The 25,535-nt window shown below is 37.6% G+C and carries 24 protein-coding genes; 6 read left to right on the forward strand and 18 right to left on the reverse strand.

The features are described 5' to 3' along the window. Positions 1 to 98: 98 nt before the first annotated feature. The gene (locus KI430_RS16320; RefSeq protein WP_248875964.1) at positions 99 to 1,430 is read left to right on the forward strand and encodes a hydroxymethylglutaryl-CoA synthase family protein; all 1,332 of its coding nucleotides are present in this window, start codon (positions 99 to 101) and stop codon (positions 1,428 to 1,430) included. 94 nt (positions 1,431 to 1,524) lie between these two features. On the opposite strand, the gene KI430_RS16325 is transcribed toward KI430_RS16320, so the two are convergent. Next, on the reverse strand, positions 1,525 to 2,442 hold the full coding sequence (locus KI430_RS16325) for a helix-turn-helix domain-containing protein (RefSeq protein ID WP_248875965.1): 918 nt from the start codon (positions 2,440 to 2,442) through the stop codon (positions 1,525 to 1,527). Between the two features lie 210 nt (positions 2,443 to 2,652). On the opposite strand from KI430_RS16325, the gene KI430_RS16330 reads away from it, so the two are divergent. The 3 genes from KI430_RS16330 (at position 2,653) to KI430_RS16340 (ending at position 6,180) form a co-directional block, all read left to right on the forward strand. Next, positions 2,653 to 4,179, forward strand: a complete 1,527-nt coding sequence (locus tag KI430_RS16330) for an aldehyde dehydrogenase family protein (RefSeq protein WP_248875966.1) — start codon at positions 2,653 to 2,655, stop codon at positions 4,177 to 4,179. A gap of 326 nt (positions 4,180 to 4,505) precedes the next feature. Further along, positions 4,506 to 5,540, forward strand: coding sequence for an alcohol dehydrogenase AdhP (gene adhP / locus KI430_RS16335; protein ID WP_248875967.1), 1,035 nt, complete (start codon positions 4,506 to 4,508; stop codon positions 5,538 to 5,540). Between the two features lie 250 nt (positions 5,541 to 5,790). Further along, positions 5,791 to 6,180 (forward strand): DUF779 domain-containing protein, encoded by a 390-nt coding sequence (locus KI430_RS16340; protein WP_248875968.1) that lies wholly within the window; start codon positions 5,791 to 5,793, stop codon positions 6,178 to 6,180. A gap of 226 nt (positions 6,181 to 6,406) precedes the next feature. On the opposite strand, the gene KI430_RS16345 is transcribed toward KI430_RS16340, so the two are convergent. Then, positions 6,407 to 7,621 (reverse strand): dicarboxylate/amino acid:cation symporter, encoded by a 1,215-nt coding sequence (locus KI430_RS16345; protein WP_248875969.1) that lies wholly within the window; start codon positions 7,619 to 7,621, stop codon positions 6,407 to 6,409. 68 nt (positions 7,622 to 7,689) lie between these two features. Further along, positions 7,690 to 8,886, reverse strand: a complete 1,197-nt coding sequence (locus tag KI430_RS16350) for an oxygenase MpaB family protein (RefSeq protein ID WP_248875970.1) — start codon at positions 8,884 to 8,886, stop codon at positions 7,690 to 7,692. A 138-nt stretch (positions 8,887 to 9,024) separates the two neighbouring features. Here KI430_RS16350 and KI430_RS16355 point away from each other — a divergent pair, with 138 nt between their 5' ends. Next, complete coding sequence (locus tag KI430_RS16355; RefSeq protein WP_248875971.1) at positions 9,025 to 10,275, forward strand: CinA family nicotinamide mononucleotide deamidase-related protein; 1,251 nt, start codon at positions 9,025 to 9,027, stop codon at positions 10,273 to 10,275. A gap of 41 nt (positions 10,276 to 10,316) precedes the next feature. On the opposite strand, the gene KI430_RS16360 is transcribed toward KI430_RS16355, so the two are convergent. From KI430_RS16360 to KI430_RS16390, 7 genes are all read right to left on the reverse strand, one after another. After that, a complete protein-coding gene (locus KI430_RS16360) occupies positions 10,317 to 11,060 on the reverse strand; it encodes a dienelactone hydrolase family protein (protein WP_248875972.1) in 744 nt (247 codons plus the stop codon). Positions 11,061 to 11,071: 11 nt separating this feature from the next. Beyond that, positions 11,072 to 12,253, reverse strand: coding sequence for an MFS transporter (locus KI430_RS16365; protein ID WP_248875973.1), 1,182 nt, complete (start codon positions 12,251 to 12,253; stop codon positions 11,072 to 11,074). Between the two features lie 3 nt (positions 12,254 to 12,256). Next, positions 12,257 to 13,201 carry an aldo/keto reductase gene (locus KI430_RS16370; protein WP_248875974.1) on the reverse strand — a complete coding sequence of 315 codons (945 nt, stop codon included), beginning with the start codon at positions 13,199 to 13,201 and terminating at the stop codon, positions 12,257 to 12,259. A gap of 218 nt (positions 13,202 to 13,419) precedes the next feature. Then, on the reverse strand, positions 13,420 to 14,415 hold the full coding sequence (locus tag KI430_RS16375) for an alpha/beta fold hydrolase (RefSeq protein ID WP_248875975.1): 996 nt from the start codon (positions 14,413 to 14,415) through the stop codon (positions 13,420 to 13,422). Positions 14,416 to 14,431: 16 nt separating this feature from the next. Beyond that, complete coding sequence (locus KI430_RS16380) at positions 14,432 to 14,818, reverse strand: DoxX family membrane protein (RefSeq protein ID WP_248875976.1); 387 nt, start codon at positions 14,816 to 14,818, stop codon at positions 14,432 to 14,434. Positions 14,819 to 14,932: 114 nt separating this feature from the next. Next, complete coding sequence (locus KI430_RS16385) at positions 14,933 to 15,985, reverse strand: aldo/keto reductase (RefSeq protein ID WP_248875977.1); 1,053 nt, start codon at positions 15,983 to 15,985, stop codon at positions 14,933 to 14,935. A 130-nt stretch (positions 15,986 to 16,115) separates the two neighbouring features. Further along, complete coding sequence (locus KI430_RS16390; RefSeq protein WP_248875978.1) at positions 16,116 to 16,406, reverse strand: DUF3861 domain-containing protein; 291 nt, start codon at positions 16,404 to 16,406, stop codon at positions 16,116 to 16,118. A gap of 82 nt (positions 16,407 to 16,488) precedes the next feature. Here KI430_RS16390 and KI430_RS16395 point away from each other — a divergent pair, with 82 nt between their 5' ends. After that, the gene (locus tag KI430_RS16395; protein ID WP_248875979.1) at positions 16,489 to 17,367 is read left to right on the forward strand and encodes an AraC family transcriptional regulator; all 879 of its coding nucleotides are present in this window, start codon (positions 16,489 to 16,491) and stop codon (positions 17,365 to 17,367) included. Positions 17,368 to 17,381: 14 nt separating this feature from the next. Here the strand turns inward: KI430_RS16395 and KI430_RS16400 are convergent, their stop codons facing one another. From KI430_RS16400 to KI430_RS16435, 8 genes are all read right to left on the reverse strand, one after another. Beyond that, positions 17,382 to 17,660, reverse strand: coding sequence for a Txe/YoeB family addiction module toxin (locus KI430_RS16400; RefSeq protein ID WP_248875980.1), 279 nt, complete (start codon positions 17,658 to 17,660; stop codon positions 17,382 to 17,384). Next, positions 17,657 to 17,878, reverse strand: a complete 222-nt coding sequence (locus KI430_RS16405; protein WP_248875981.1) for a DUF2683 family protein — start codon at positions 17,876 to 17,878, stop codon at positions 17,657 to 17,659. The genes KI430_RS16400 and KI430_RS16405 overlap by 4 nt, the downstream gene beginning before the upstream one ends. 194 nt (positions 17,879 to 18,072) lie before the next feature. Continuing rightward, the gene (locus KI430_RS16410; RefSeq protein ID WP_248875982.1) at positions 18,073 to 18,486 is read right to left on the reverse strand and encodes a DUF6157 family protein; all 414 of its coding nucleotides are present in this window, start codon (positions 18,484 to 18,486) and stop codon (positions 18,073 to 18,075) included. Beyond that, complete coding sequence (locus KI430_RS16415) at positions 18,486 to 20,057, reverse strand: sodium:solute symporter (protein ID WP_248875983.1); 1,572 nt, start codon at positions 20,055 to 20,057, stop codon at positions 18,486 to 18,488. Before KI430_RS16415 ends, KI430_RS16410 begins: the two co-directional genes overlap by 1 nt. 626 nt (positions 20,058 to 20,683) lie before the next feature. Continuing rightward, positions 20,684 to 21,844 (reverse strand): MFS transporter, encoded by a 1,161-nt coding sequence (locus KI430_RS16420; protein ID WP_248878365.1) that lies wholly within the window; start codon positions 21,842 to 21,844, stop codon positions 20,684 to 20,686. 165 nt (positions 21,845 to 22,009) lie between these two features. After that, a complete protein-coding gene (locus KI430_RS16425; RefSeq protein WP_248875984.1) occupies positions 22,010 to 22,399 on the reverse strand; it encodes a hypothetical protein in 390 nt (129 codons plus the stop codon). Between the two features lie 18 nt (positions 22,400 to 22,417). Then, positions 22,418 to 24,967 carry a beta strand repeat-containing protein gene (locus tag KI430_RS16430; RefSeq protein ID WP_248875985.1) on the reverse strand — a complete coding sequence of 850 codons (2,550 nt, stop codon included), beginning with the start codon at positions 24,965 to 24,967 and terminating at the stop codon, positions 22,418 to 22,420. A 5-nt stretch (positions 24,968 to 24,972) separates the two neighbouring features. Beyond that, entirely contained in the window at positions 24,973 to 25,452 is a 480-nt protein-coding gene (locus tag KI430_RS16435) for a T9SS type A sorting domain-containing protein (RefSeq protein ID WP_248875986.1), read from the reverse strand. Positions 25,453 to 25,535: the final 83 nt, after the last annotated feature.

Genomic DNA, 25,535 nt, shown 5'->3' on the forward strand with positions numbered 1-25,535 from the left:
ACATCCGGAATAAAAAATGAACCGCAAGATAATAAACATCCATTATATTTAGGCGCTTTCCCTAAGATTTTCTAAATTCGTGTCTTAAAATTTTTAAAATGACGAAATTCGGAGTTGATGCGGCCAGTTTTTATGTGCCTTCTTTATATTTAGAAATCAAAGAACTTGCAGAGAAAAGAGGAATAGAACCAGCAAAATTGGAAAAAGGTTTGGGCTTACATAAAATGGCTTTACCTGATGTTCACGAGGATGCAGCTACTTTTGCGGCGGAAGCTTTACTAAAATTGATTCAAGATTATAATATCAATCCGAAAGAAATATCAAGAGTTTATCTCGGAACTGAAAGCGCTTTGGACGCTGCAAAACCAACTGCAACTTACGCCGTTCAAATGGTGGAAGAATTGCTGAGTGGTGAATTTGGGGAAAGAAGTTTCAAAAACTGTGATGTTGTGGATATGACTTTCGCTTGCGTTGGAGCAGTTGATGCACTTCATAATTCGCTGGATTTTGTAAGAGCTAATCCTTTGAAAAAAGCTATTGTCATCGCCAGTGATTATGCTAAATATGAGTTAGCTTCTTCCGGAGAATATACGCAGGGTGGAGGAGCCGTGGCACTTTTGGTTTCTGCCAATCCAAGATTGATTGAGATTGATAATAATTGGGGCGTTGCAACAGAGAGCGTTTTCGATTTTTTCAAGCCGAGACGTCATCATTCTAAATCAGAATTCAATTCTGCACCAGAAAATTATCCGGACAAAATCGAAGTTTTTACAGACGAACCTGTTTTTGATGGTCAATATTCCAATCAATGTTATCAGGACAGAATCCGTGAAGCTTATCAGCATTATAAAGAACAGACTTTCACCGTTAGACCTTATGAGGATTGGCGATATTTGATTTTCCATTTGCCTTATGCGTTTCACGGGAAAAGAGTCTTCACCGAGATTTATAGTTTAGAAAATCATCTTAATTTTTCTGATGCCGAGAAACAAAAAGCAATTGCGAAATCCGAAGATTATATCAATTTCATCAATGAAAAAATTGAGAAATCTCAGAGAGCTTCTTCCGAAATCGGAAATATGTACACGGCTTCTATCTTTATGGCATTGCTGTCTGCACTACAAACTTCGTTTAACGAAAATGAAGATTTAACGGAAAAAGAAATTGGTTTCTTAGCTTACGGAAGTGGTTCCAAATCAAAAGTGTTTGTAGGAAAAATCTCTCCTGAATGGAAATCTGTTGTAGAAAAATGGAACATTTTCGAAAGCTTGAAAAACAGATTAGCAATTGATTTTGATACTTACGAGAAATTGCATCGCAAACAACTAGATTCTTCTGTGAATCCGGATTATAAAGGATTCGGATTGACAAGAGTTGAAAAAGAAAGTCCTGTTCTGAAGGGCGCAAGATATTATTCTTATCAAAAATAAGATTCTTACAATTAATTTGAATAAAAGCGAAGACGAGCAAATGATGTATTTGCTCGTCTTCTTTTGAAAATCTATAACTAACTACTAACTTAATTCAAAATAATTTTTTGGACTGAAAGATTTTTGGTGTTACGCCCTCCATTTGCTTGAAAACCCGGATGAAATAATTCGTATCCGAAAAACCAGTACTGAAAGCCGCTTCACTCACAGAATTATTACGAATCAATAATTCTTTCGCTTTTTTAATCCGCTCCTGAATAATAAATTCATTAGGAGAAAGCCCCAATTCTTCTTTGAACATCTTGAAGAAATTCGATTTGCTGACATAAGCCATTTTTGCAATCGCATCAATGGATAATTTTTGATGTAGATTTTTCTTGATATAATCCGCAACAAAACCAATTCTTGACTTATTTTTCAAAGTGTTTTTCTCAACCAGATTTCTCGCCTGAGTTTGCATCAGTCTTATCAAAAGTTCTTTCAAAGCAAAATCTGCAATTACATCTTTATAAGAATTATCGTCCATTGCAATTCTCATAATATTGTTAGTTGCAGAAGCCAGAGCTTTGCTGTTAAGCAGATAAAATTCTTCCAAAGAAATATTCCATTGCGAATAATCATCCACCTTTGTCGCATTGAAATTAAGATGGTCTAATGACTGCTGCACAAATTCAGGATTTAATGTCAACGAAATACACTGCGAAGCATCTTTATCAGCATCAGGAAAATCAATCACCATTGTTTCTCCAGGCGCAACCAAAACGCTTTCTCCAGGCAGATATTCAAAATAATTGCTCTTGTCTTGGAGCTTCATCCATTTCTTTCCTCTCAACATTCCTGTGAATGCCAGATGTTCAAAATGCAATTTCACGTCATATGCACTCTGATGCGTCTCATAAATACTGAATTCACAATTATTTAAACTGAACTTGGTTTGATTTTCCACCAATGTGTTCAGTTTATGTTCCTGCGTCAGATTAGGTTTGTTAAGTTGGAAATGATTTGGATTCATTACTCAAGATTTTTATAACATCTTGTTTCTCAAATATAATAAATTTAAAATTAAAGCCAAACATAATTTTTTCTTAATGAAATGATAAAGAATCTTAAAAGTAGGATTTTACTATTTTTTTGGACAATTGTGCTATTCTGTTGTTAATAATGGAATTAACTTAGTCTTAATCAAATGTTAACTGATTATTAATTACAAAACAATATTATTATGAGCACAACAGTAGAAAAACAAAACCCGACAACATTAGCCTGGCCAGAATTCAAAGCTAAATATGATAATTACGTCGGTGGAAAATTTGTACCATCAGCTGGCGGACAATATTTCGATGTAGTTTCTCCGATTAACGGAAAAGTTTTCACCCAAGCTGCACACTCCAACAAAGAAGATTTGGAAAATGCTGTAAATGCGGCAGCAGAAGCTTTCAAAACTTGGAAGGACACTTCTCCGACAGAACGCAGTATTATTTTAAACAAAATCGCAGACAGAATCGAGGAAAATCTCGAATATATCGCAACAGTCGAAACAATCGATAACGGAAAAGCAGTAAGAGAAACTTTGGCCGCAGATATTCCTTTGGCGATTGACCATTTCAGATATTTTGCTTCGGTTATCAGAGCAGAAGAAGGTTCACATAACGAGTTGGATAAAGACACCGTTTCATTAATCGTGCACGAACCACTTGGCGTCATTGCACAAATCATCCCTTGGAATTTCCCGATCTTAATGGCCGTTTGGAAACTCGCTCCAGCTTTGGCAGCAGGTAACTGCGTCGTTCTGAAACCGGCGGAAAGTACACCAATCTCGATTATGGTCTTGATGGAACTGATTGGAGATTTGCTTCCAGCAGGGGTTGTAAACATTGTTAATGGTTTCGGCGCAGAATTAGGAAGAGCTTTGGTAACCAATCCAAAAGTCAACAAAGCGGCTTTCACTGGTTCTACAGCAACTGGACGTCTGGTAATGCAATATGCAACAGAAAATATCATTCCTGTGACTTTGGAATTAGGAGGGAAGTCACCTAATATTTTCTTCAATTCCGTGATGGATGCAGACGATGAGTTCCTGGATAAAGCAATTGAAGGCGCCGTTCTTTTTGCTTTAAACCAAGGTGAGATTTGTACTTGTCCGTCCAGATTATTGGTTCAGGAAGACATTGCAGACGAATTCATCGCAAAAGTAATCGAAAGAACCGAGGCCATCAAAGTCGGAAATCCATTAGACAAAACGGTGATGATGGGTGCGCAGGCTTCTAAAATTCAAAAAGATAAAATCGAAGGTTATTTGAAACTCGGTAAAGAAGAAGGGGCAGTAGTGTTGACTGGCGGAGAAGCCAACCACATCGAAGGTCTGGAAGATGGTTACTACATCAAACCTACCATTTTCAAAGGTAATAACAGAATGAGAATTTTCCAGGAAGAGATTTTTGGTCCGGTGCTGGCGTTCACAACTTTCAAAGATGAAGCGGAAGCTTTAGAAATTGCTAATGATACGATTTATGGTCTTGGAGCCGGCGTTTGGACTAGAGATGCGCATCAGTTGTATCAGATTCCTCGTCACGTGCAGGCTGGTAGAGTTTGGGTCAATCAGTATCACGCTTACCCTGCCGGAGCACCTTTCGGAGGTTACAAGCAGTCCGGAGTTGGTAGGGAAAATCACAAAATGATGCTCGACCACTACCGTCAAACCAAAAATATGTTGATATCCTACAACAAAAACAAATTAGGATTCTTCTAATAAGATTAGAATATTATTTCTCTCGCAGATTTGACAGATTTAGCAAATGAATGTCTCAGAATCTGCGCAATTTGCTTAATCTGCGAGAAATTATAAAAATAGTTGTGTTTTTTAAGGGCGTGCCCGCTTGCCTTGGCTTTGTCCGGGGCGGCGGTCGGGCTTTTTAGGGCTCCTCCGCCGCAGGCGTATCCGGTGCTCCGCTGCGCTGCGCACTCTCGCCTGCGGCGAGACCCTTACAATCCCTCACACAAATGACACATTGATAGAAATTTGGAACATCAAATAACAATAAAAACAACAATAATTAACCATTTAAAAAGCAAATTATGATTCCAAAAACAATGAAAGCGGCCGTTGTACAAGGTTACGGACAGCCATTGAAAATTATGGAAGTTCCGGTAAGAGAACCCGGACGTTATGAAGTATTAGTAAAAGTAATTACCTGTGGTGTTTGCCATACAGACTTACACGCTGTGGACGGCGACTGGCCTGCAAAACCAAAAATGCCATTGATTCCAGGACACGAAGGTGTCGGAATTGTAGTGGCTTGCGGTCCGGAAGCGATGGTGAAAGAGGGCGATGCAGTTGGGGTTCCTTGGTTGTATTCGGCTTGTGGATGCTGCGATTATTGTATCACGGGTTGGGAAACATTGTGTGAAGCTCAGCAAAACGGAGGTTATAGCGTAGATGGCGGATTTGCAGAATATGTGATTGCAGATTCCAGATATGTAGGACATTTGAAAGATAATGTGAACTTTCTGGAAATTGCTCCGATTCTTTGCGCTGGTGTAACTGTTTATAAAGGTCTGAAAGAAACCGAAACAAAACCCGGTGAATGGGTTGCCATTTCCGGAATCGGTGGATTAGGACACGTTGCTGTACAATATGCAAAAGCAATGGGAATGCACGTTGCAGCGATAGATGTTGCAGATGATAAATTGGAACTGGCTAAAAAACTTGGTGCAGATTTGGTTGTGAATGCAAAAGAAACTGATCCTGGAACTTATCTTCACAAAGAAGTTGGAGGAATGCACGGTGCGTTGATTACCGCTGTTTCTCCAATTGCTTTTAAGCAGGGGATAGATGTTCTTAGAAGAAAAGGGACTATTGCACTCAATGGACTTCCGCCAGGTTCTTTTGAACTTCCGATTTTCGAAACCGTTCTTAAGAGAATTACAGTGAGAGGTTCTATTGTTGGAACCAGAAAAGATCTTCAGGAAGCGCTTGATTTTGCAAACGAAGGTTTGGTAAAAGCTACCGTTACTTCTGCAAAACTGGAAGATATCAACGATGTTTTTGACAAGATGAAGGCAGGACAAATCGACGGACGTATCGTTCTGGATATTGCTGGACAAAATTAATTTATTGTTATTTGTGTTTTTGAGCCCGGCAGATTTTGTTTGTCGGGTTTTGTTAACTTAATGACTTGATTATAAATTGGGAATTAACACAAAGGCACAAAGCTTTCATTATAAATGGTTGTGTTTTAAGGCACAAAGTTTTTAACTTCGTTAACATTGAAAAATCTTTGATTTTTAGTGCCTTAAAACGAGTTTGAATAAATTAATCGTTGTTCCTTTGTGTTAAATTATCAATTAAAAAATAGAAAATATGGAAACCAAAGATAAAATCTCAAGACTTTCCGTAACCGAAAAAGCTTTGGAAGTTATTTGGGAACTGGAAAAAAAACACGGTGAACTAATGTTCTATCAGGCCGGTGGCTGTTGCGAAGGAACCCAGCCACAATGTTTCGAGAAAGGTGGTTATTTTCCGAGAATGAATGACGCTATGATTGGAACCATCAATGGACACGAGTTTTGGATAGACCGCGACTTATTCGAATATTGGAAGTACTCTCATTTCACTCTGGATGTTCTGGAAGGTTGGGGACCTGGTGGTTTTTCTTTGGAAACTCCTTTGGGCAAAACATTTAAAGTTCAGTATAGATTGTTTACGCCGGAAGAATTGCAGAATCTGGAACCAGTGAAGCGGAGTGAATAGTTTGCTAAAGATTTAGGAAGACACAAAGTGGCGAAATGTTGGTAGAAATATATATTTGCTATCAAAAGGTGCGAAGCACCGACATCAAAAAAATCCAGCGAATTGCTAACTAGCCCCGATGGGAACGGCATCCTTTTTTGTTTTCTGATTCTCATTTCTATCGGATTGACAAATGTTATGAAAACAAAAAAGATATAGTGGACAGCGGGATTTAGCTTCTAAAAAATTATACGATTTCAGTTTTCACAAATTTCGAGACAATCATACTGGCGAGAATATTCCCAACCGAGTTGAGAACAGTTGCTAGTGGGTCTACCAAAGTTCCGATAATAATAACTGCGGGGACAACATCGGGCGGGATTTTGTAAACCGAAATCATCAACATCTCGCCAATATAGCCGCCATTTGGGATTCCGCCGGCGACGGCGCTTACGAAAACTGTGATTCCGAGAGCCATTATGAGATTCATTGGTTCGAAGAAGTTCCAGCCAAGTAATTGGAAAGCAACATAAATCTTGATAATTGATGAAATGGAAGAACCATTTTTGTGAATGGTTGTTCCAATCGGAATGACGACATTAGCGATAGATGCAGGAATCCCCATTCTTTTGGCAGCCTCAATCGCGACAGGCATTGTTGCGAGACTGCTACAAGTACTAATAGCGGTTGCAGTTGGTAAAAGACTTTCTTTCCAAAAGGCTTTTACGCCATTTCCTGATTTCCAAATAAAAGCATAAAGACTAAAAAATACGATGAAGTAAATAGTTCCGGCGATGTAATATAACCCTAAAGGTTTGGCATAAAATCCGAACAGCTGAGGTCCGATGGTTCCTACTTGATAAGCGAAATAAGCGCCTAATCCAATTGGAGCGACTTTCATTATCAGTAACAAAAGCTGTTTCATTACTTCGTTGCCGGAAAGGATGAAGTTTTGGAATAGTTTTCCTTTTTCTCCCGACTTTCTGATGGATATTCCGACTAAAAACGAAAATACCAGCAATGCTAACATATTCTGTCTCGAGAACAAATGATAGAACTCGCTGACAGTGAAGAATCCTACAATCTGATCATTGATATTGGCATTGTTCTGGAGATTTTCTGATATGGTTTCGCTGATGTTTTTCGGTGTTTCGGTTGGAAAAAAGTAAACCATTATGATACAAAACGTAGCGGAAATCAAAATGAAACTTAAAAAAGTCAAAGCCATTGTTCCGATGATCTTGCCCAGTTGATTTTGTTGTTCGATGCCGGAAATGGCTGAGACAATCGCAAAAAATACCAATGGAATTACCGTTACGAATAACAAATTCAGGAAAATATCGCCAATAGGTTTCAAGTAGGTTACAAAATCAGGAGCGAAAATCCCGACAAGACTTCCAATGAAAATCCCAATGAGAAGCAGAATAATGTTGCTGTAGTTGTTCCAGAAAGATGATTTCATTCCCCAATTTTAATCAAAGATAATTATAAAATTGTTTGGAAATCAAATTGAGTTTGCTGGCCTGAGAATTAATGAAAATTGGAATGTTTTGTAATCCTCAGATAATCTTCTAAAACCTTCATTTGGTCTTTATTTCCTTTTTTGATTCTGCTTTCTCGGCTCAGGAGTTTGTCGTAGATTTTATTAATCAGTCTTTTGGTATTGGGAAAGGCATTTCTAAAGTGAACTTGTGGTATTTCCAGTCTTTTGCAAACTTCATCATCTAATAAAAACCAAGTACAGCTGATGTGCAGAGATCGTAGTATTTTCCTCTGAAAATTGAATTTAAGAATAGGATTTTCCAATGATTCATTCAAAAGAGAATGGGCTAGTAAAACTGAATCTTTATCAGAAGGCGGTTGGATTGCTGTCCACAAATAGAAATATTCGGTTGCTTGTTTTTTGTCGTCAGGTAAAAGGTTTTCGGGAATTCCCAGAAGATAACCCACGTATTTCCAAAGATGAAAAAGACCTTTTTCTTCCTCGTCAGAAACAATATTTTCCAATTTTTGAAGACTGTGAAGAAAAACCAAACTGAAACCAATGTAAGTCGCCATCATATCCCAGGAATTGATAGGCTCTCCCCAATTTTCTGTATCCCAATTTGTATAATGCTTTTTGATGGAAAGCCTGGCGTAAGAATGGATTAATCGTGTTTTTATTGCAAATTCGTAACCCTTTTTATGGGTTTCCAAAGCATTGTATCTGGTGACATTGACCCAGAAATCTAATGTTTCCGAAAGTCGTTTTACAGCTCCTTTTTTCAAAGCTTCTGTTACGATGAGAGGTTTGTTGAGGTAAGCATAATCGTAACCACCAATCAAACAATAATCCCGCAGAGAAATAAGAGAATCTACATTACTTCGCATACACAATTCTGCACCATATTTCAGAAGATTGGTATCTAACCATTTTGGAATGGTTTGCGTCTGTTGAAAAAGGTTTTGTACACTTTCCGGAACATCATCAGTTTCCGAAACTCCTTTCCTTATATACTGTTCAATTTCTCTGGATGCTTCCTGAAATGTTTTCGTGAAATAAACGTCTTTCACAACATTATCTCCAATTTGGTCAACGTGATAAAAGTAATTTGAGAATTTTTCAAAATCCTTAAAACTAACTTCAGCCCCGGAAAGATCAATCAGTTGTTTTCCGTTGCCTTTGGTCCAGAAATCTTTGAAATGGGGAAAATCTTTAAATCTAGGTTCTAAAATTGTATTTCTCATCGATATAAAATTACGGATTTTAAGACGATAAATAGTCGTAAGTGAATTATATCATAAGATTTTGAATTGAAATTTTCGATTTGATAAAAATGATAAATTCTTGATTAACTAATTGAATTATTTCCGAGATTTGTCTCTATGAAAACAGCAGTTCTGATTACTATCGGCGATGAAATCCTTTCTGGAAATACCGTGGATACCAACTCCAATTTTATTGCGACACAACTCAAAGAAATTGGAATAAAAGTGCTTTCTATTTTTACAATTCCGGATGAGGAGAAGGCGATTGTTTCCACCTTAGGAAAGGCTTTCGAGATGGCTGACGTCATTTTTACAACCGGCGGTCTGGGACCAACCAAAGATGACATTACTAAAAAGGCTTATGCAGAATTCTTTGAAGATGAAATGATTTTCTCTGACGAAATCTATGAACATCTACGAGCTTACCTAGAAAAAAGAAACCGACTCTGGATATTGGAACATAACAAAGACCAGGCAATGGTTTTGTCCAAGGCAAAGATCTTCCTCAACTATTTCGGAACTGCACCTTGTATGATTTTGGAAAAGAATGGAACTTATTGTTTTAGTCTGCCGGGTGTCCCTTACGAGGTAAAACCTTTGGTCAAAGACCAGATCGTTCCTTTCCTGAAAGAAAAATTATCACTTGACCATATCGTAACCAGAATAGTTTCTGTGGTTGATATCCCGGAAAGTATTTTGTCAGAAACGATTGAAGAATGGGAATTGGCTTTACCAAAACACATCAGCTTATCTTACCTGCCAGTTGGAACAAGAGTGAAATTGAGATTGACAGCTTCCGGAACTTCTCAGGAATTGCTGAATGCAGAACTGGAAAACGAAATCACAAAGCTGTTTCCTTTAATCGGAGAAAATATCATTGCTACACAGGAAGATAAAATCGAAAAAATCCTTGGCGAATTATTAGCGGACAAAAATTTGACAATCTCAGTTGCGGAAAGTTGCACAGGCGGAGAATTAGCTCATTTGATAACGTCGGTTTCCGGAAGTTCCAATTATTTCTTGGGAAGTGTTGTGACTTATGCCACCCAAAAGAAAATTGATCTTTTGAATGTCAATCCAAAAACGATTGAAGAATTCACGGTCGTAAGTGAACAAGTTGCTTCTGAAATGGCAATGGGTTGTCAGGATTTATTCAAAACCAATATTGCAGTTTCTACAACGGGAGTTGCTGGCCCATCAAAAGGCGAAGATGGAAAAGATGTCGGAACGGTTTTTTATACGATTAGAATCGGAAATGAAGAAGTAACTTCTAAGTTATTTCTGCCACATTTGGAACGGCTGGATTTTATGCATTTTATTTCGCAGAAAGTAATTCAGGATATTGTTTCATTATTGATCAAAAAATAAAAAAAAGACAGCTCAAAGGCTGTCTTTCTAATATCTGATTTCTATTTCAAAATTTCTTTCAAAAAAGTCAAAGTATGATTCCAGGCGCGTTTTGCCATTACTTCGTTGTAATCCGGAGATTCCGGACTGGTGAACGTGTGTTTTGAATTGGCGTAGGTGATGATTTGAAAATCGGTTTTTCCGTTTTTAAGTTCAGCAAGCAGATTAGTCATATCCTCTGGTTTCACGCTTTCGTCATCGGCAGGGTTTTCGACCAGGACTTTGGTTTTTATTGGGACATTCAGCCTGTCATTTCCTTTTGCCAATCCGCCATGAATAGAGATGACGCCAGCCACTGGAAATCCAGCTCTTGCAGTTTCCAAAGCACCGGTTCCTCCGAAACAATAACCAATCACGGCAATTTTATCAACATTCGCTCCTTGTTTTTTTAATTCTTCCAAAGCAACGGAAATCCTCTGCTGATAAGCTTTATAGTCTTGTTTGTATTGTCCTGCGATTTTAGCGGCTGCAGCGTTGTCAGCAGGAATGTTACCTTCGCCATAGATGTCGGCCACAAAAGCAATGTAACCTTGTTTTTCCAATTCTATTGCAGCATTTTTTGCTTCATTATCGATGCCTTTCCAGGCTGGTAAAATCAAAACTCCGGAAAGTTTTTTTCCTGCATTGGATGTCACAAGTCCATTCAGTTTTTGGTTTCCGTCTTTATAATCTACGGATTTTAATTGCTGAGCTATTCCGGTCTGGATGCCTAACAATACTGTTAATACTGTCAATGAGATTTTCATAATATTCTTTATTATTGATTTGAGTTTGATTTAAATGTTTTAAAGATATTCATCAAAAATACGATTAAACTGAAGATGACCAACTGTAACCCAACATAATGCCATCCGCCAGTTTCCCAACATTTCAAACCGATAAAAGTTCCAATCGCACCGCCGGCAAAATAGGATGTCATATAAATCGTGTTGATTCGGCTGTTCGCTTTTTGGTCTAGTCTGTAAATCAGCGCCACATTCGTCACTTGAATTGATTGAACACCAACGTCGATAAAAATCACAGCTAAAATAATTGATATTAAATAATTGGGGAACAAAAAGATAATCACCGAACCTGCTAACAAAATAATACTTGCAATCAATTGCGTTTTGCTGGAACCGCCTTTGTCACTTGCTTTTCCAATCATTGGTGCAACTAGAGCTCCCGCAATTCCCAGCATTCCGAAAAGTCCAATCGTGTCGGAACTGTATTGGTAAGGTTTTTCTACCAACAAAAATGTCAAAGTTGTCCAGAATGAGCAAAAAATGGAGAACGCAATTCCTCCCATTATTGCATATAACCTCAGCTGTGGAAATCGTTTTAACTGATAAAATGATGACGAAATCAATTTAAGATAAGAATCACTGAAGCTTGGTTTGACACTTGGTAATTTGAAATAGACAAATCCTAGAGAAAAAATCGTGAATCCTGCCGAAATGTAATACACCATTTTCCAGTTGCTCCATTCAGAAATATAACCGCTGAAAACTCTTGCCATCAAGATTCCGACAAGAATTCCTGTGAAAATAATCCCGACGTTTTTTCCTTTTTCATTACCTGATAATTCCGCTGCCATTGGTAAGATAACTTGTGCCGCTACAGCAGTCAAACCCAACAACAAACTGAATACGAAAATGAAATAGTAATTGGAAACGATTCCTATTCCTGCCAAAATACAGAATAAAATGGCTAATAAAATCAGGATTAATTTTTTACGATTGACTTTATCACCTAAAGGAACTAAGGTCAATAATCCCGCACCATAACCAACTTGTCCCAAACCAACCATAATTCCCATTTTACTTTCGGAAACTTTGAAAGTCTCTGCAATCTGATGCAGAATCGGCTGTGCGTAATAAATATTGGAAACACAAATCCCTGCTACGACTGCCATTCCGAGAACCTGAGCTTTGCTCAGCTTCGATTGTTCTTCTACCATTGATTATTTTGAAGCTTGATTAAGAATTTCCAAATCTTCCGGATCCAATTCCAACTTTGGCGCATCGAATATTGTCTGCAATTGTCTTTCGCTGGTTGCACTTACGATTGGAGCCGTAATCAATGGATTAGCTAATAACCAAGCCAAAGCTACAGTTGCAGGTTGAGATTGATGTTTCTCTGAAACTTTATCCAACGCAGCCAAAACTGCTCTTCCTTTGTCATCAAAATATTTCTTGATGCCGCCACCTCTTGTTGTGTTTTCAAAATCGGCTTCAGTTCTGTATTTTCCGGTTAAGAATCCTGCAGCTAAAGACCAATATGGAAATACACTCAAGCCAAATTTTTCAACCAACGGTGCATATTCCGTCTCGAATTTTTCTCTTTCCACCAGATTATAATGGGGCTGGAGCGCCACATATTTTGGAAAATTATTTTTCTCGGCCACCTCAAAAGATTCAATCAGTCTTTCAGGAGAAACATTGGAAGCCGCAATATATCTTACTTTTCCGGCTTTTACGATTTCGTCATAAGCTGATAAGGTTTCCTCAACAGGTGTTTTATTATCATCAAAATGCGTATAGTACAAATCGATATAGTCTGTTCCCAAACGTTGAAGAGATTCATCAACAGATTTCAGAATGTGTCTTTTGCTAATGTCAAAACCGTGTTCTTTGGTTTCTGAACCTACTTTTGTTGCCAGAACGATACCTTGGCGGTTTTTCCTTTCCTTCATCCATTTTCCGATGATTTCCTCAGATTGTCCGCCTTTTCCATTGACCCACCAAGAGTAGGTATCGGCTGTATCAATAAAATTGAATCCGCCTTCTGCGAATTTGTTCAGAATATTGAATGATTCTTTTTCATCCAAAGTCCATCCGAATACATTTCCTCCAAAATTAATTGGAGCGATTTCTAAGTCTGTATTTTTAATTAATCGTTTTTTCATTTTAAATAATCTAAATTAATTTGTTTTGTTGAACACAAATCGAAGATTCGACGTAGTCAAAGTCCGCAAGGTTTTTATTTAATTCAAAGTTTTTAGGTTCACAAAGGCGTAAACTTAGCAATTGGCTGACATTCTTATCGAAGCGAAGCGTCTTTGTGAGCCTAGATTTGGCATTAAATGATTAATTCTTTGTGAGCTCCGTGTTCAATACTTTTATTTTATGGTTTAAAAAATTCTGTGACAGGTTTGATGAATTGCTCAAAAACCTCGATGTGTGGAAGATGTCCCACATTCTCTATTTCTACCAATTTCGAACCTTTTATTTTTTGCTGAGTGGCTTTGCCTAATAAGTCGTAACGTCCCATCGATTCGGCTAATTTTTTATCTTTCACATTGGCTTTTCCAATCGCTGTTCTGTCTCTTGTTCCGATGATTAATAAAGTTGGAACATTCAGATTTTGAAATTCATAAACGACTGGCTGTGTGAAAATCATATCCGAAGTTTTGGCATTGACCAGAGCGACTTTTGGATAATCGGGAGATTTTGTCCAGCCTGTCAGCAGATAAACCCATTCGTCATATTCTGGTTTCCATTGGTTGTCATAATAGAAATTACTTTGATATTTTTTAGTGGATTCGTAATCGGCTTTAAGTTCGGGTTGGTAATTTTGGTCAATTGAACTGTAAGGCGCAACCAATTTCCAGTCTTCTAGCCCGATTGGATTTTCGAGGATTAATTTCTCAACCGTTTCGGGATACATCAAAGCAAATCTTGTCGCCAACATTCCACCCATCGAATGTCCCAAAAGATAAATTTTTTCTAGTTTTAATTCATCCAAAATCGCTTTGGTATTCTGAGCTAATTGCTGAAAACTGAATTGATATTCTGTAGGTTTTGAAGATTTTCCAAATCCAATCTGGTCAGGAACAATCACCCGAAATCCTTCTTTGCTCAAAGCCTGAATCGTTGTTTTCCAATACGCACCGTTGAAGTTTTTGCCGTGAAGCAGAACAACCGTTTTACCATTAGATTTTTCCGGCTTCACATCCATATAAGCCATTTTCAAATCCTGATTCTGACTTTTTAAATCAAGAAAATGAACATCATAAGGATATTGATAATTGGTCAACATTATATCCAAGACAGGACGATTCTGAGCCGATAAATAATTAAAGGATAAAATTAAAAAAGCGATTATTTTTAAAAACTTCATAATTTATTTTTAGAAATTAATGATTTGGAACAGGCTTATACTTTTCATAAAACCAAAGCAATCCACCCAAATAGACTGAATGCAACAATTGTGCTTCTATTGCACTCCAGTTTTCTATAGATGCACTTCCCAATATCAATAAGCTCATCAAAACCAATCCTGAATAAATCGCGTATTTAGTTTGGAATCCAATTAATAAAGCCAATCCAATTAGAAATTCTGCAATCGGTAAAAGATAACTGAAAGGTACAATCAGGAAACTCGGAATTGCAGATTTTTCCATTGTTGTTAGCATCCAATTACTGAATATTGCTAGCTTTGGCAATCGTACCAAGCCGTGTCCTAATAAGGAAATAGCTATTGGCAATCTTAAGAAGAAATACGTCGTTTTGAAATCTTTCATAACTTTTCTTTTATTTTAATAGCGAATTATTTTCTCGCTGATTTAAAAAAAATTGTAGATTTTTATAAGTTTAAGATCTTCGCTATCTGCAAAATCTTCGAGATTATTCTATCGTTACTTCAGATGACTATAAAAATCAGGCGTCGGATTCAGACTTTTATTTTTCCATTGATGCCAATAAGGATAAGTTGGTGGGACTTCGCTGGCTTTATCAAGTTTTTCGACTTGTTCACGGGTTAGATTCCAGCCGACAGCTTCCAGGTTTTGTTTTAATTGTTCCTCGTTTCTTGCACCAATAATAATGCTGGAAACGGTAGGACGCTGCAAAAGCCAATTCAATGCAACCTGAGCGACAGTTTTTCTAACTTCGCCAGCCACTTCTTCCAATGCATCAATCGTATTGTAAAAAATCTCTTCCTGAACAACGGCTTCCGGAACCGGACTTCCGCCTTGCGCAATTCTGCCATCTTGCGGAACAGGTTTGTTTCTGCCGTGTTTTCCACTTAATCTTCCCGAAGCCAATGGCGACCAGATAATCGAACCGACATTTTGGTCGAGTCCGAGCGGCATCAATTCCCATTCGTAATCGCGGTTGGCTAAAGAATAATAAACCTGATGCGCTACATATTTGCTCCAACCGTATTTTTCAGAAATCCCAAGAGACTTCATCAGATGCCATCCAGAGAAATTGGAAGCTGCTATATAACGGACTTTTCCGCTGGTTACCAATTCATCCAGAACTTTCAAAGTCTCATCAACAGGTGTATTACCGTCGAAGCCGTGCATATGGTAAATGTCGATGTAATCTGTGCCGAGCCGTTTCAGACTGCCTTCGATTTGTTTCAAAATATGAAGTCGGGAAGAACCTTGATTGTTTGGACCTTCGCCAAAAGTGAAAGTCGCTTTTGTAGAAAGAATCAATTGATCTCGCGAAATCCCTTCAATTGCTTTTCCCAAAACTTCTTCTGATTTTCCATCAGAATAAATATCAGCTGTGTCAAATAAATTAACACCTGCATCCAAACAAATATTGATGAGCTTTTTGGCTTCCTCTACCTGTGTGTTTCCCCAAGCTTTGAAGAAATCGCCTTCACCACCAAAAGTAGCCGTCCCGAAACTAAGAACAGGAACTTTCAGTCCCGATTTTCCTAAAAATCTATATTCCATTTTTTTTTCTTTTTTAATTAAATTTTTGTGATTATTATTTCGAAACACTTCGACATAGTTTATCTTGAGCGAAGTCAAAATGTTCAGTATGACAACTCTTGTTAGTCTGAGGCTCTCGAAGACTTTTATTTTACTGACTTTTCAGCTTCTTCATAAACTCCACAATCGCAGGTCTCAGTTCTTCAAACAAAGGATGTTGTTTATTCTTCAGCATCACTTCCGTGAAAAGTTTCAATCCTAAAGCAAATTCGGTGGATGTATTGTCGTCTTCGAAGATTTTCTTGGACTTGATTATTTCAAAAATATTAAACAAATCATCGTGATTATCAAATTCAAAACTTAATGTTTTTGTGCCTTCGGAGCCGTCTTTCAGTTTTATTTCTTTCAAATCTAATTGATAAGAATTGTTTCTTTTTTCCATTGTTTTTAATTCTAAGTAAAAGTCGCTATTTATATTATAAATCAGTGTGTAATATTTTGATAGATTATTGTAATTTTGGGTTATGAAGAAAAAACAGTTTAGCCCTTTGGAAATCGATTGTTTTGAGACTGAAGAATATCCTTTGCCGAGACACAGTCATACATACTATGAGTTGGTTTATATCTTCAAAGGCTGTGGGAATCATCATTTGAACAATTTGATAATGCCTTACAAAGCTGGAGATTTGTATTTGATTTCTCCCGAAGATGAACATTATTTCGATATCAAAAAACAGACGAAATTTGCTTTTATCAAATTCAATGACAGTTTTTTCGAAAGCAACAAACATCTTGCGCCGGATACTTTGATGACCGCTTCTCCGATGGATATTATGAGAAATCCAATGCTGAAGGAAATAAAACTCTGTTTCGATGAACCTTGCAAAACGATTCTGAGAAAAACGGTGGAAAATATCGTTGATTATGATAAAATCTGCGATGTGACGACTTCTCCGATTATGTTTTTCCAAGTGTTATCCTTATTTGGATTGATTCGTGAAGCATCTGCCAAGCTGAATGTCAGAATTGATAATGGTGTTCCGAGTCAGGAAGATTTGATTTCGTACATTCATCAGAATATCTATCGTCCGGAAACGATTAGGATCAAAACGATTGCTTCGCATTTTAATATTTCACCGACTTATTTCAGTGCTTATTTCAAACGAAATTTCGAGATGTCTTATCGCAATTACATCAACAATTACCGATTGGCTTTAATCGAAAAACGAATAGAATCAGGAAAAAATACCATTAAGCAAATTGCTTATGAGTTTGGGTTTACGGACGAAAGTCATCTTTCCCATTATTTCAAAAATAAGAAAAGCAAAACGCTAGGTTCTTATAAAGTGAAAAGTAAAAACTTAACTCAAAGCCTCGATACACAACTCACGAACATTCCATAATGTCAAAAATCTATTTATTTGTCATTGTAATGTCCCCAAAAAGAAAGCACCAAAACGATTATTTTTTCATCTTGGATTCTGTAAATTAGTCTATGTTTGTCGGAGATTCTTCTAGACCAAGTTTCGATTTTATAGTGTTTTAGCTTTTCTGGTTTTCCAGTTCCCGAGGTTGGATGTTCCCTTAATTCATCCAAAAGTTTATTGATTTTTAGAAGCGTTTTTTTATCTCCTGCTTTTTTGTGTTTTTGAATATCAGAGTGAGCATCATCAGTTAACTCTATTTCGTAACTCATAATCCTAAAAGCTCTTTTTGCTTATCTTTTGACAAGATTTGGGTTTTACCAGCTTCGGATTGTGCTATTGATTTATCAATTTTCGCATAAAAATCTTCTTCAGAAAGTTTTGGATTTTCTATTTCCGCAACTTCAAAACGAACTTTTAATTCTTCTAATAAAGATTTGAGCAAAGATTTTTGCTTCTCATTTTTTGGGTAAATAGTGATGCTTTCCATAATTCAATATTAAATTCTGATGATGTAGTTACAAAATTAATAAAATTAGATTCAAAACAATCATAATTAAATTCGGTATGATAAAAGATAATCGATGTCAGTATGAGCGGAGTCGAAGACTTTACACATTGTCAGATTGAATAACTTATAAAATACGCATTGTCAGGCTGAGGCTCTCGAAGCCTCCAGACAAATCACTTGTTAGACCTCATCGCTTTGACTTTTTTAACAAAACCATCTTTCAATAATTCTTGATATTCTTCCGACTCAGCGGGAACCAATTGAACTTTCGAATCCTGATTATGGAAAATCCCGAATCCATTTTTCTTCACCAAAGGCGAAGTCCGCAAACAAGCTTGACCTTTTGAGAAAAAATTTTGTTTCTCTTCTTCCAATTCTGAAGGCGAAATATCATTTCGTTCCGCAAAAATTTCGAAAAGCAATTCGTCAGAAGTATATTTCAGAGGATGTTTGGAAAGTTTCTCGTATTGATAATTGGCAATCGTCTTTTTATCATTCTTCACAGCCGGAATTACTGATGCAGAAACCGGAGAATCTTCAGCAATTTCTATCAAGGTGTTGGTGTAATTGGTGGTGTGGGTTTTCATCAGACTAATTTCAAACTTCTAGCCTTCACCAACCACAACCCAACAAAAGTCAAAAACCCATTCAGGATAATCAGTTCCACACCAATTCTGTAATCTGTGTTATTCGTTACCAGATAATTAATCAGATAAGTCACAACAGGCGCCAAAATCGTCACTGCCAAAATGGAATATTTCTTCGTGATTTGATATTTCGTCAAAATTCCGAAAGCAAATAATCCCAATAACGGACCGTAAGTATAACCCGCCACTTCCATTATCAAATAAACAATCGACTTGTCATTGATGGCTTTGAAAACCATTATCAAAACAAAGAAAATCACAGTGAAAGTCAAATGAACCTTCATTCTTAGATGTTTCTTTTGTTTCTCGGTTTTTTGCTGGTCTTCGTTCAGGTTTAATAAATCTACGCAATAAGAACTCGTCACCGCCGTCAAAGCACCATCAGCAGAAGGGAACAGAGCGGAAATCAAACCGATGATGAAAATCACGGAAAGTGCCATCGGGAAATGACCTTGAAGCGATAGAGCAGGGAAGAGGTCGTCGCCCATTATATTTTTGATTTGACCCGCAGAATCTTTGAAACCAAAAGTATTCGTAATCACTTCTTTTCCATCAACCATAGTTGATATTTGTCCATAATCTGCGCCGTGCTGTATTGCAAAAAGATAAAGCAAACCACCTAAAAATAAGAATGCTAGGTTCACGAAAAGCAAAGTTCCGGCAAAGGTCAGCATATTCTTTTTCGAGTTTTTCAGATTGTCAACCGAGATGTTTTTCTGCATCATTTCCTGATCCAGACCCGTCATTGCAATCGTGATAAACATTCCACCCAGAATCGTTTTCAGGAAGAAGGTTTTAGAATTCACATCCGTATTGATAAAGTGTGTGTATTGCTTCTGTTCAAGAATAGAAAATGCTTCTCCAAAAGACAGATTAAGATTTGATAAAATATATACAATGCAGGCAATCAGACTGATAATCATAAACGACGTCTGCAACGTATCAGTAATCACAATCGTTTTCACACCACCTTCAAACGTGTAAAGCAAAATCATTAATAACAATATAAAAGCCGTTACCCAAAACGGAACACCAAGCGCTTCCAATAGGAAAATCTGAAGAATATTCACCACCAGATACAATCTCGCCGTCGCACCAATCGCTCTAGAAATAATGAAAAATACGGACCCGATTTTATGCGCCTCCACATTGAAGCGTTTCCCGAGATAAGTGTAAATCGAGGTCAGATTCATCCGGTAATAAAGTGGGAGCAAAATCCCCGCAACTATGAAATAACCGATGAAAAACCCAATCACCATCATATAATATTCGAAGCCGCCAAACGCATAATCGCCCGCCGTCATCTTGCCCACCGTTCCCGGAACCGAAATAAACGTCACACCCGAAAGCGATGTTCCGATCATCCCAAACGCCACCAGCCACCATTTACTTTTTTTGTTTCCGATGAAAAAAGACTGATTGTCCGAGTTACGGCTTGTAAAATAAGAAATGACCAAAAGCCCGATAAAATAGGCAAAAACGAATAAAAGTAGAATAGTTCCCGGATTCATTGTTCAAATTTGAGTTGAACAAAAATAGTTTTTTTATTGGTTTGTGAGGGAATTAATTATTTGGGCAGCTATTTCCGCCTTCCGCTCCCAATCTTTTTTGCAGACCATTTCAAATTAAATAGAATTTCTGTACACGCAAAAAAGGATTTCCGCTCAAGTCGGGCTGCACATTCGGTATAAAAAAAAGATTACCCTAAAAACGCAATTTTGTCATTCCGTAGGAAGCCTAACGAAGTGGTTAGACGAAGTCAATCTCAATCTCGTAGCTGTTCAAATAAAAAAGTCAAAAAGTAAAGATGTAATTTGATATTCTTACGATGTGATTGGATATTGTTAAGATGTAGAAGAATATTTTTACGTTGTGCTTGGATATTCTTGAGATGTTGCTGAATATTTTCGCATTGTTGAGGAATATTCTCGCGATGTGAAATTATATTCTTACAATATGAAAGTATATTCTAGCTCCTGTAGGTTACATTCTCCAACCTATTAGACATATTCCCGACAAACTAGCTCCAGCGGAGCGTGCTGTTAATAGATTCCAAATATACCTTGTAACGAAGTGTCATAGGTGCGACCTGTTAACAATACAACTTCCAAAAAATTCTTATTCAAATCCCGATAATCTACTTCATTACAATCATTCTCTTAACAACCACATAAATAAGAATCGCTGACAAAGCCAAAACCGTAAACGAACCAACCCAAAGACTATCAAACCCAAAGTGGCTCACAACATAAGTCCCCAAAAACGGCGTGAAAATAAAGGAGAACGAAAATGCAATACCGTTCAGTCCCATATAAGCACCTTTGTTTCCTTTCTCAGCACGTAAAGCCGTAACGGTTGACATAAACGGAAGCACCCAAATCTCTGCAATAGACAAAATCGACATCGATAACAAAAGCAACGGAATGTTACTTCCAAAAAGTAGCAGCAGATAAGAAAAACCTGACATTATAATCCCAATGGACAAGATTTGCGGAATCTTCAAAACCCGTTCTGCTAGACTTACCAAAGGCATTTCCAACAATACGATAATGAATCCACTGTATCCTAAAATAAAACCAATCGTACTTTGATCCAATTTCGCAACGTCTTTATAAAACAACGGAATCGTATTGAAAAACTGGAAAAAACAAACAGCGAAAACTGCACACAAAAAGCTGTAAAGCAAAAATGGATAATCTTTGTAAGGCGATTTTGTAACCGCCTTTTCAACAGGTTTTATAGGTTCTAATTTCTTTTTCTCTCGGAAGATTTTATTTCTTCTTCGGAAAAATATAACGTAGATAATCCCTGCAATAACGGCTCCGATTGCATTCACAATGAAAAGGAAATTATAAGAAATCCCCGACAAAATTCCGCCCAAAGCAGGACCAATCGAAAAACCTAAATTAACGGCCATTCTGTTGAGAGAGAAAGCTTTAGTCAGATTCTCGGGTCTTGCATATTTTGTAATCGCCACCGAATTCGCAGGTCGAAACGTATCACTGATTGTACTTTGCAGAAAAATTAATAAAGCCATCATTTCCACACTTGAGAAAAACGGCATAATGATAAATATCGGCGCACTAAGAAACAGACTCCAACTTTGGATATAATATTCTCCAAATTTATCTGTCAAAAAACCGCCCAGCCAAGAACCTAAAACAGAACCGATTCCGTAAAAGCTTAAAACAATTCCTGTATTTTCCAAAGAAAACTTCAAATGGTCTGTCATATAAACACCCAAAAATGGTAAAACCATCGAACCGGAACGATTGATGAGCATCACGATGGACAACATCCAGGCTTCTCTGGACAGTCCTTTGAAAGTGTTGATATAGGAATTGAAAAGTTTCACAGGAATTTTTAGACTGCAAAAATATTGTTTTGTTTTCGAGATTCAGAATGAATTTTAAATTAAATAAAAAAGACTTATCAATTTTGATAAGCCTTTTCTAAATTAAAATTAGTTTTTAGGAATTGTTTTTTTGATCTCAGCAAGAGTCGCGGTATTTGGTAAACCTTGTACTTGTTTTTTGTTGCTCACTTGCTTTTTATTATTTACCGTTCTGCCAGGAATGCTTGCTTTCACAGCATAAATATCAGAAGTTCCAGGAATCGTTTTGCCAGAAGGAGCCGAAGCTTTATTCTGAGTTTTTGATTTTTGAAGACCTTCTTCCGATGCCAGACCAGTTCTCTCAACTTTCTTTTCTGCAGCTTTATCTTTGTAAGCTTTGGCATTGGCTTCTGTTACTTCTTTGGGAATTTCTTGTTTTTCCTCAGTAGTTTTGCTTTCCTGTGCCATAGCGAAAGATGTTCCTGCAATCATTAGAATTGCGATATATAAATTTTTCATTTTGTTTAAATTTTAAAATTATTTGATACTGATTAAAACATTGATTTTACCGATCTCTTTACCATCATAAGATTGCAAAGCCTTTCCAAGAACTTGTCCTACTTTTACTTTATTGATATCGGCCTTCATTGCTACTCCAGCTGTAGATGAGGTTACTAATAAATCTCCTCTTTTGATGGCGCCGCCTTCCAGACAAACTTTTGTAGGGATGACACCAATGACACCCATTGGAACTTTATCAGAAATATCCGTGTCGATATTTTCTTCTGTCAAAAGTACACCAGGTTTTGTAGCATAGACACCAGCTACAAGATTGGAATAAGGTGATGAGGATTTTTCTACAGTTCTGTCAGAATCGGTCGAAATTACAAGAATGTCTCCGGTTTCGTACTGTGAAATATGACCTTCCACATCAAATGCTTCGGCAATATCAGCTCCACTATTTTGAGTTCCTCCATTGAAAAAACCTCTTCCTGCTTTATTGATCCGGGCTACATTGGTACTACCGCTTTGGAATGTAGCGAGATTTCCAGACGCTCCAGTATGATTGATCAAGAGAGTTGATCCAGTTCCTGTTGTAGTAATATGTACAGTAGGTTGTCCATTGGAGTTGTTATAATTAGCAAATCTTCCTGCTTTTCCTGTTCCGAAGTTAGGCGTGAATCCTGATATTGCATTTCCTGCGCCATCCGCACTTGCTTCTATACCATCGCCACTTCCTCCTGCGTTTGCAGTAATTCCATTTCCATTACCTTCTGTAAGTGCTAATAGCGCAGGTCCATTTCCAGATGCGTTGCTTGCATAAAATAATCCGGCATATCCACCAGTCCCAGAAGAGAGTCCATAGATACCAGCAGTTCCGAAGTTGGCGAATTGAGAATTTACTTCACCTTTTACTGCTGGGGATGTTCCTGTTACCCGATCTACTTTAAAATTTCCTGCTGTTCCATTTCCAACAGTAGTAACAGTGATTACATCGCTCTCGTTATCTTCGTTAAAGTTATTAAATCTCCCTGCGCGACCTTCGGAAAAAGAAGGTACCCAAGCATACAGAGCGTTTCCAGTACCATCAACATTGGTTTCTATCCCGTTTCCGTCTTTTCCGGCGTTGGCTGTTATAGCATTTCCGTTCCCATCTGTTAAAGCAACCAAAGCGTGTCCATTTCCAGCTGGATTGGAAGCATAAAATAAACCGGCTCTACCGCCAGTTCCAGAAGATACACCGAAGATTCCTGCTGCACCAAAATTGCCGAAAATAGTATTCACCTCTCCTCGTACAGCGGCAGCAACGCTATTTGTATTATTAACTAAGAAAGATGCTGCATTTCCTTCTGTATTATCGGGAATATTGCCATTGCTATTGGTTTCTACTTCAAATGTGTTTCTTTCATTATTTGTATTTAGATTTTCAAATCTTCCTGCGCGACCTTCACTACCAGCGAGACCTACTTGACCGTAAACACCCACTCCTGTTCCTGAAGTATTTGTGGCAATAAATCCACGTACGCCATAACCGCCGCCATCGTTACGTCCAACAACAGCTCCAGCAATGTCACTCGTTGTTCTACCGACTATGGCTTCACCTGCTCCATTGTTATCTCCAACAATCCCCGCAGAGGTTAGCTGGCTTGTGATACCGTGGATAGCAAAGCCATTTCCTGTGCTGCTTTTGACACCATTACCATTTCCTGCTGTATTTACATTAATAACATCACCATTTCCGACGGTGTTGGCATTCAAAACATTGTTGTTGTTGGAATTACTGAATATTGAAATATTGGCAGGAATGCCTGCGCTGCTCGTTGCTGTAAGTCCTGTTCCGGTATTACTATTAGCATATACCCCTGTTCCATTGGCTGATGAGTTACCATAAACACCCAAACCATTTGGTGTAGAACCATAAACGCCCCAGCCTGATCCTGCCTGAGATCCCCAAACGCCAATGCCTAAGCCGCCAGTGCCACTGTTAATCCCTTTTACAGCGGTTGAAAATCCACCTGGAGTAGTATTGGTTACAATACCTCTTACAGCTGCAATATTAGAAGTAGTTGTGCTATTAGTTCCTTCGAGAGAAGTGCCGTCTCCATCATTGTTTATCGAAAATAGAATTGATGCATTGTTTTGTGTTGCTATGAAAGGCAGTGTCAAACTTCCGCTTCCTCCACTTCCGGAAGATTTTGCATACAAAGCATATGGAACACTTAACAATTGACTCGTTCCTGCGATAGTATAATTAGTTCCACCAGCTGGATCTGTTTCGGTTTTAAGATAATAAGAGTTTCCGCCCCAGTTGATGGTGTTGAATGTTCCGCTAAGAACTGTTCCTGAACCTATTTCCAAACTTACCAAACCATTAACATTAGTTGTTCCCGTGATTCTTTCGGAATAAACAGATGCTCCCGCTGCTGAACCTTGTAGAACGCTGACTCTCACAGCGACATTTTGATTAGCCAAGAGTTGTCCGGTATTATTTCTGATAATTGCCTGATAGCTCATTTTTTCAGGAGCTTGTGCAGAAACCATATAAGTTCCCAAGGCAAACGCTGCAATTAATACAATTCTTTTCATAAGTATTATTTTTTGATGATTTTAAATGTTCTGATGTTTTGGTTGTTTTGGAAAATCTGAATGATATAAACAGAAGTAGGCAAAAGAGAAAAATCCAGTTCGCTTTTCTGCTGATTGAGATTCCCTTTTTTTATCAATTTTCCTTGCGAGTCAAATAAGACGTAATTTGAATCCTGATAATTTTCTTTATTGAAATCAATAGACAAGAAATCTTTCACAGGATTGGGATACAAGAGGATATTCTTTGCTTTGTTATCCAAATCTTCTACAGCAAGGGTTATGATTTCATAAGCGTGCTGTACACCTTCCATTACCTGAGCATTGGCTCCTTTTTGCTGGTAATCTATTTGCCCGACAGTATAAGATGTGCTGCCACCACTTCCGCTGGCGGTTATCCCTGTTGATGCAATTGTCTTTTGCGCTTTCAATAATCCTGTTGGAGCAATGGATAGAATCAAAAGCTGAATGAGTATTTTATTTTTCATAGGGTGAATTTTTCTATTCCAAAGTTAGAATTACAACTCCTGATAAAAACTTATAATAGATAAACGACAATTTTAATAGACCA

This window comes from Epilithonimonas zeae (assembly GCF_023278365.1).
Classification (GTDB): Bacteria; Bacteroidota; Bacteroidia; order Flavobacteriales; family Weeksellaceae; genus Epilithonimonas; species Epilithonimonas zeae_A.

Bases quoted from the DNA above. Each gene is read 5' to 3' on its own strand.
- KI430_RS16345 (WP_248875969.1), bottom strand. From the start codon at position 7,621: ATGAAATCATCTTTCTGGAACAACTACAGCAACATTATTCTGCTTCTC.
- KI430_RS16380 (WP_248875976.1), bottom strand. From the start codon at position 14,818: ATGAAAGATTTCAAAACGACGTATTTCTTCTTAAGATTGCCAATAGCT.
- KI430_RS16430 (WP_248875985.1), bottom strand. From the start codon at position 24,967: ATGAAAAGAATTGTATTAATTGCAGCGTTTGCCTTGGGAACTTATATG.
- KI430_RS16420 (WP_248878365.1), bottom strand. From the start codon at position 21,844: ATGTTGTCCATCGTGATGCTCATCAATCGTTCCGGTTCGATGGTTTTA.
- KI430_RS16350 (WP_248875970.1), bottom strand. From the start codon at position 8,886: ATGAGAAATACAATTTTAGAACCTAGATTTAAAGATTTTCCCCATTTC.
- KI430_RS16360 (WP_248875972.1), bottom strand. From the start codon at position 11,060: ATGAAAATCTCATTGACAGTATTAACAGTATTGTTAGGCATCCAGACC.
- KI430_RS16425 (WP_248875984.1), bottom strand. From the start codon at position 22,399: ATGAAAAATTTATATATCGCAATTCTAATGATTGCAGGAACATCTTTC.
- KI430_RS16395 (WP_248875979.1), top strand. From the start codon at position 16,489: ATGAAGAAAAAACAGTTTAGCCCTTTGGAAATCGATTGTTTTGAGACT.
- KI430_RS16400 (WP_248875980.1), bottom strand. From the start codon at position 17,660: ATGAGTTACGAAATAGAGTTAACTGATGATGCTCACTCTGATATTCAA.
- KI430_RS16330 (WP_248875966.1), top strand. From the start codon at position 2,653: ATGAGCACAACAGTAGAAAAACAAAACCCGACAACATTAGCCTGGCCA.
- adhP (WP_248875967.1), top strand. From the start codon at position 4,506: ATGATTCCAAAAACAATGAAAGCGGCCGTTGTACAAGGTTACGGACAG.
- KI430_RS16405 (WP_248875981.1), bottom strand. From the start codon at position 17,878: ATGGAAAGCATCACTATTTACCCAAAAAATGAGAAGCAAAAATCTTTG.
- KI430_RS16370 (WP_248875974.1), bottom strand. From the start codon at position 13,201: ATGAAAAAACGATTAATTAAAAATACAGACTTAGAAATCGCTCCAATT.
- KI430_RS16435 (WP_248875986.1), bottom strand. From the start codon at position 25,452: ATGAAAAATAAAATACTCATTCAGCTTTTGATTCTATCCATTGCTCCA.
- KI430_RS16340 (WP_248875968.1), top strand. From the start codon at position 5,791: ATGGAAACCAAAGATAAAATCTCAAGACTTTCCGTAACCGAAAAAGCT.
- KI430_RS16355 (WP_248875971.1), top strand. From the start codon at position 9,025: ATGAAAACAGCAGTTCTGATTACTATCGGCGATGAAATCCTTTCTGGA.
- KI430_RS16385 (WP_248875977.1), bottom strand. From the start codon at position 15,985: ATGGAATATAGATTTTTAGGAAAATCGGGACTGAAAGTTCCTGTTCTT.
- KI430_RS16390 (WP_248875978.1), bottom strand. From the start codon at position 16,406: ATGGAAAAAAGAAACAATTCTTATCAATTAGATTTGAAAGAAATAAAA.
- KI430_RS16320 (WP_248875964.1), top strand. From the start codon at position 99: ATGACGAAATTCGGAGTTGATGCGGCCAGTTTTTATGTGCCTTCTTTA.
- KI430_RS16410 (WP_248875982.1), bottom strand. From the start codon at position 18,486: ATGAAAACCCACACCACCAATTACACCAACACCTTGATAGAAATTGCT.
- KI430_RS16415 (WP_248875983.1), bottom strand. From the start codon at position 20,057: ATGAATCCGGGAACTATTCTACTTTTATTCGTTTTTGCCTATTTTATC.
- KI430_RS16325 (WP_248875965.1), bottom strand. From the start codon at position 2,442: ATGAATCCAAATCATTTCCAACTTAACAAACCTAATCTGACGCAGGAA.
- KI430_RS16375 (WP_248875975.1), bottom strand. From the start codon at position 14,415: ATGAAGTTTTTAAAAATAATCGCTTTTTTAATTTTATCCTTTAATTAT.
- KI430_RS16365 (WP_248875973.1), bottom strand. From the start codon at position 12,253: ATGGTAGAAGAACAATCGAAGCTGAGCAAAGCTCAGGTTCTCGGAATG.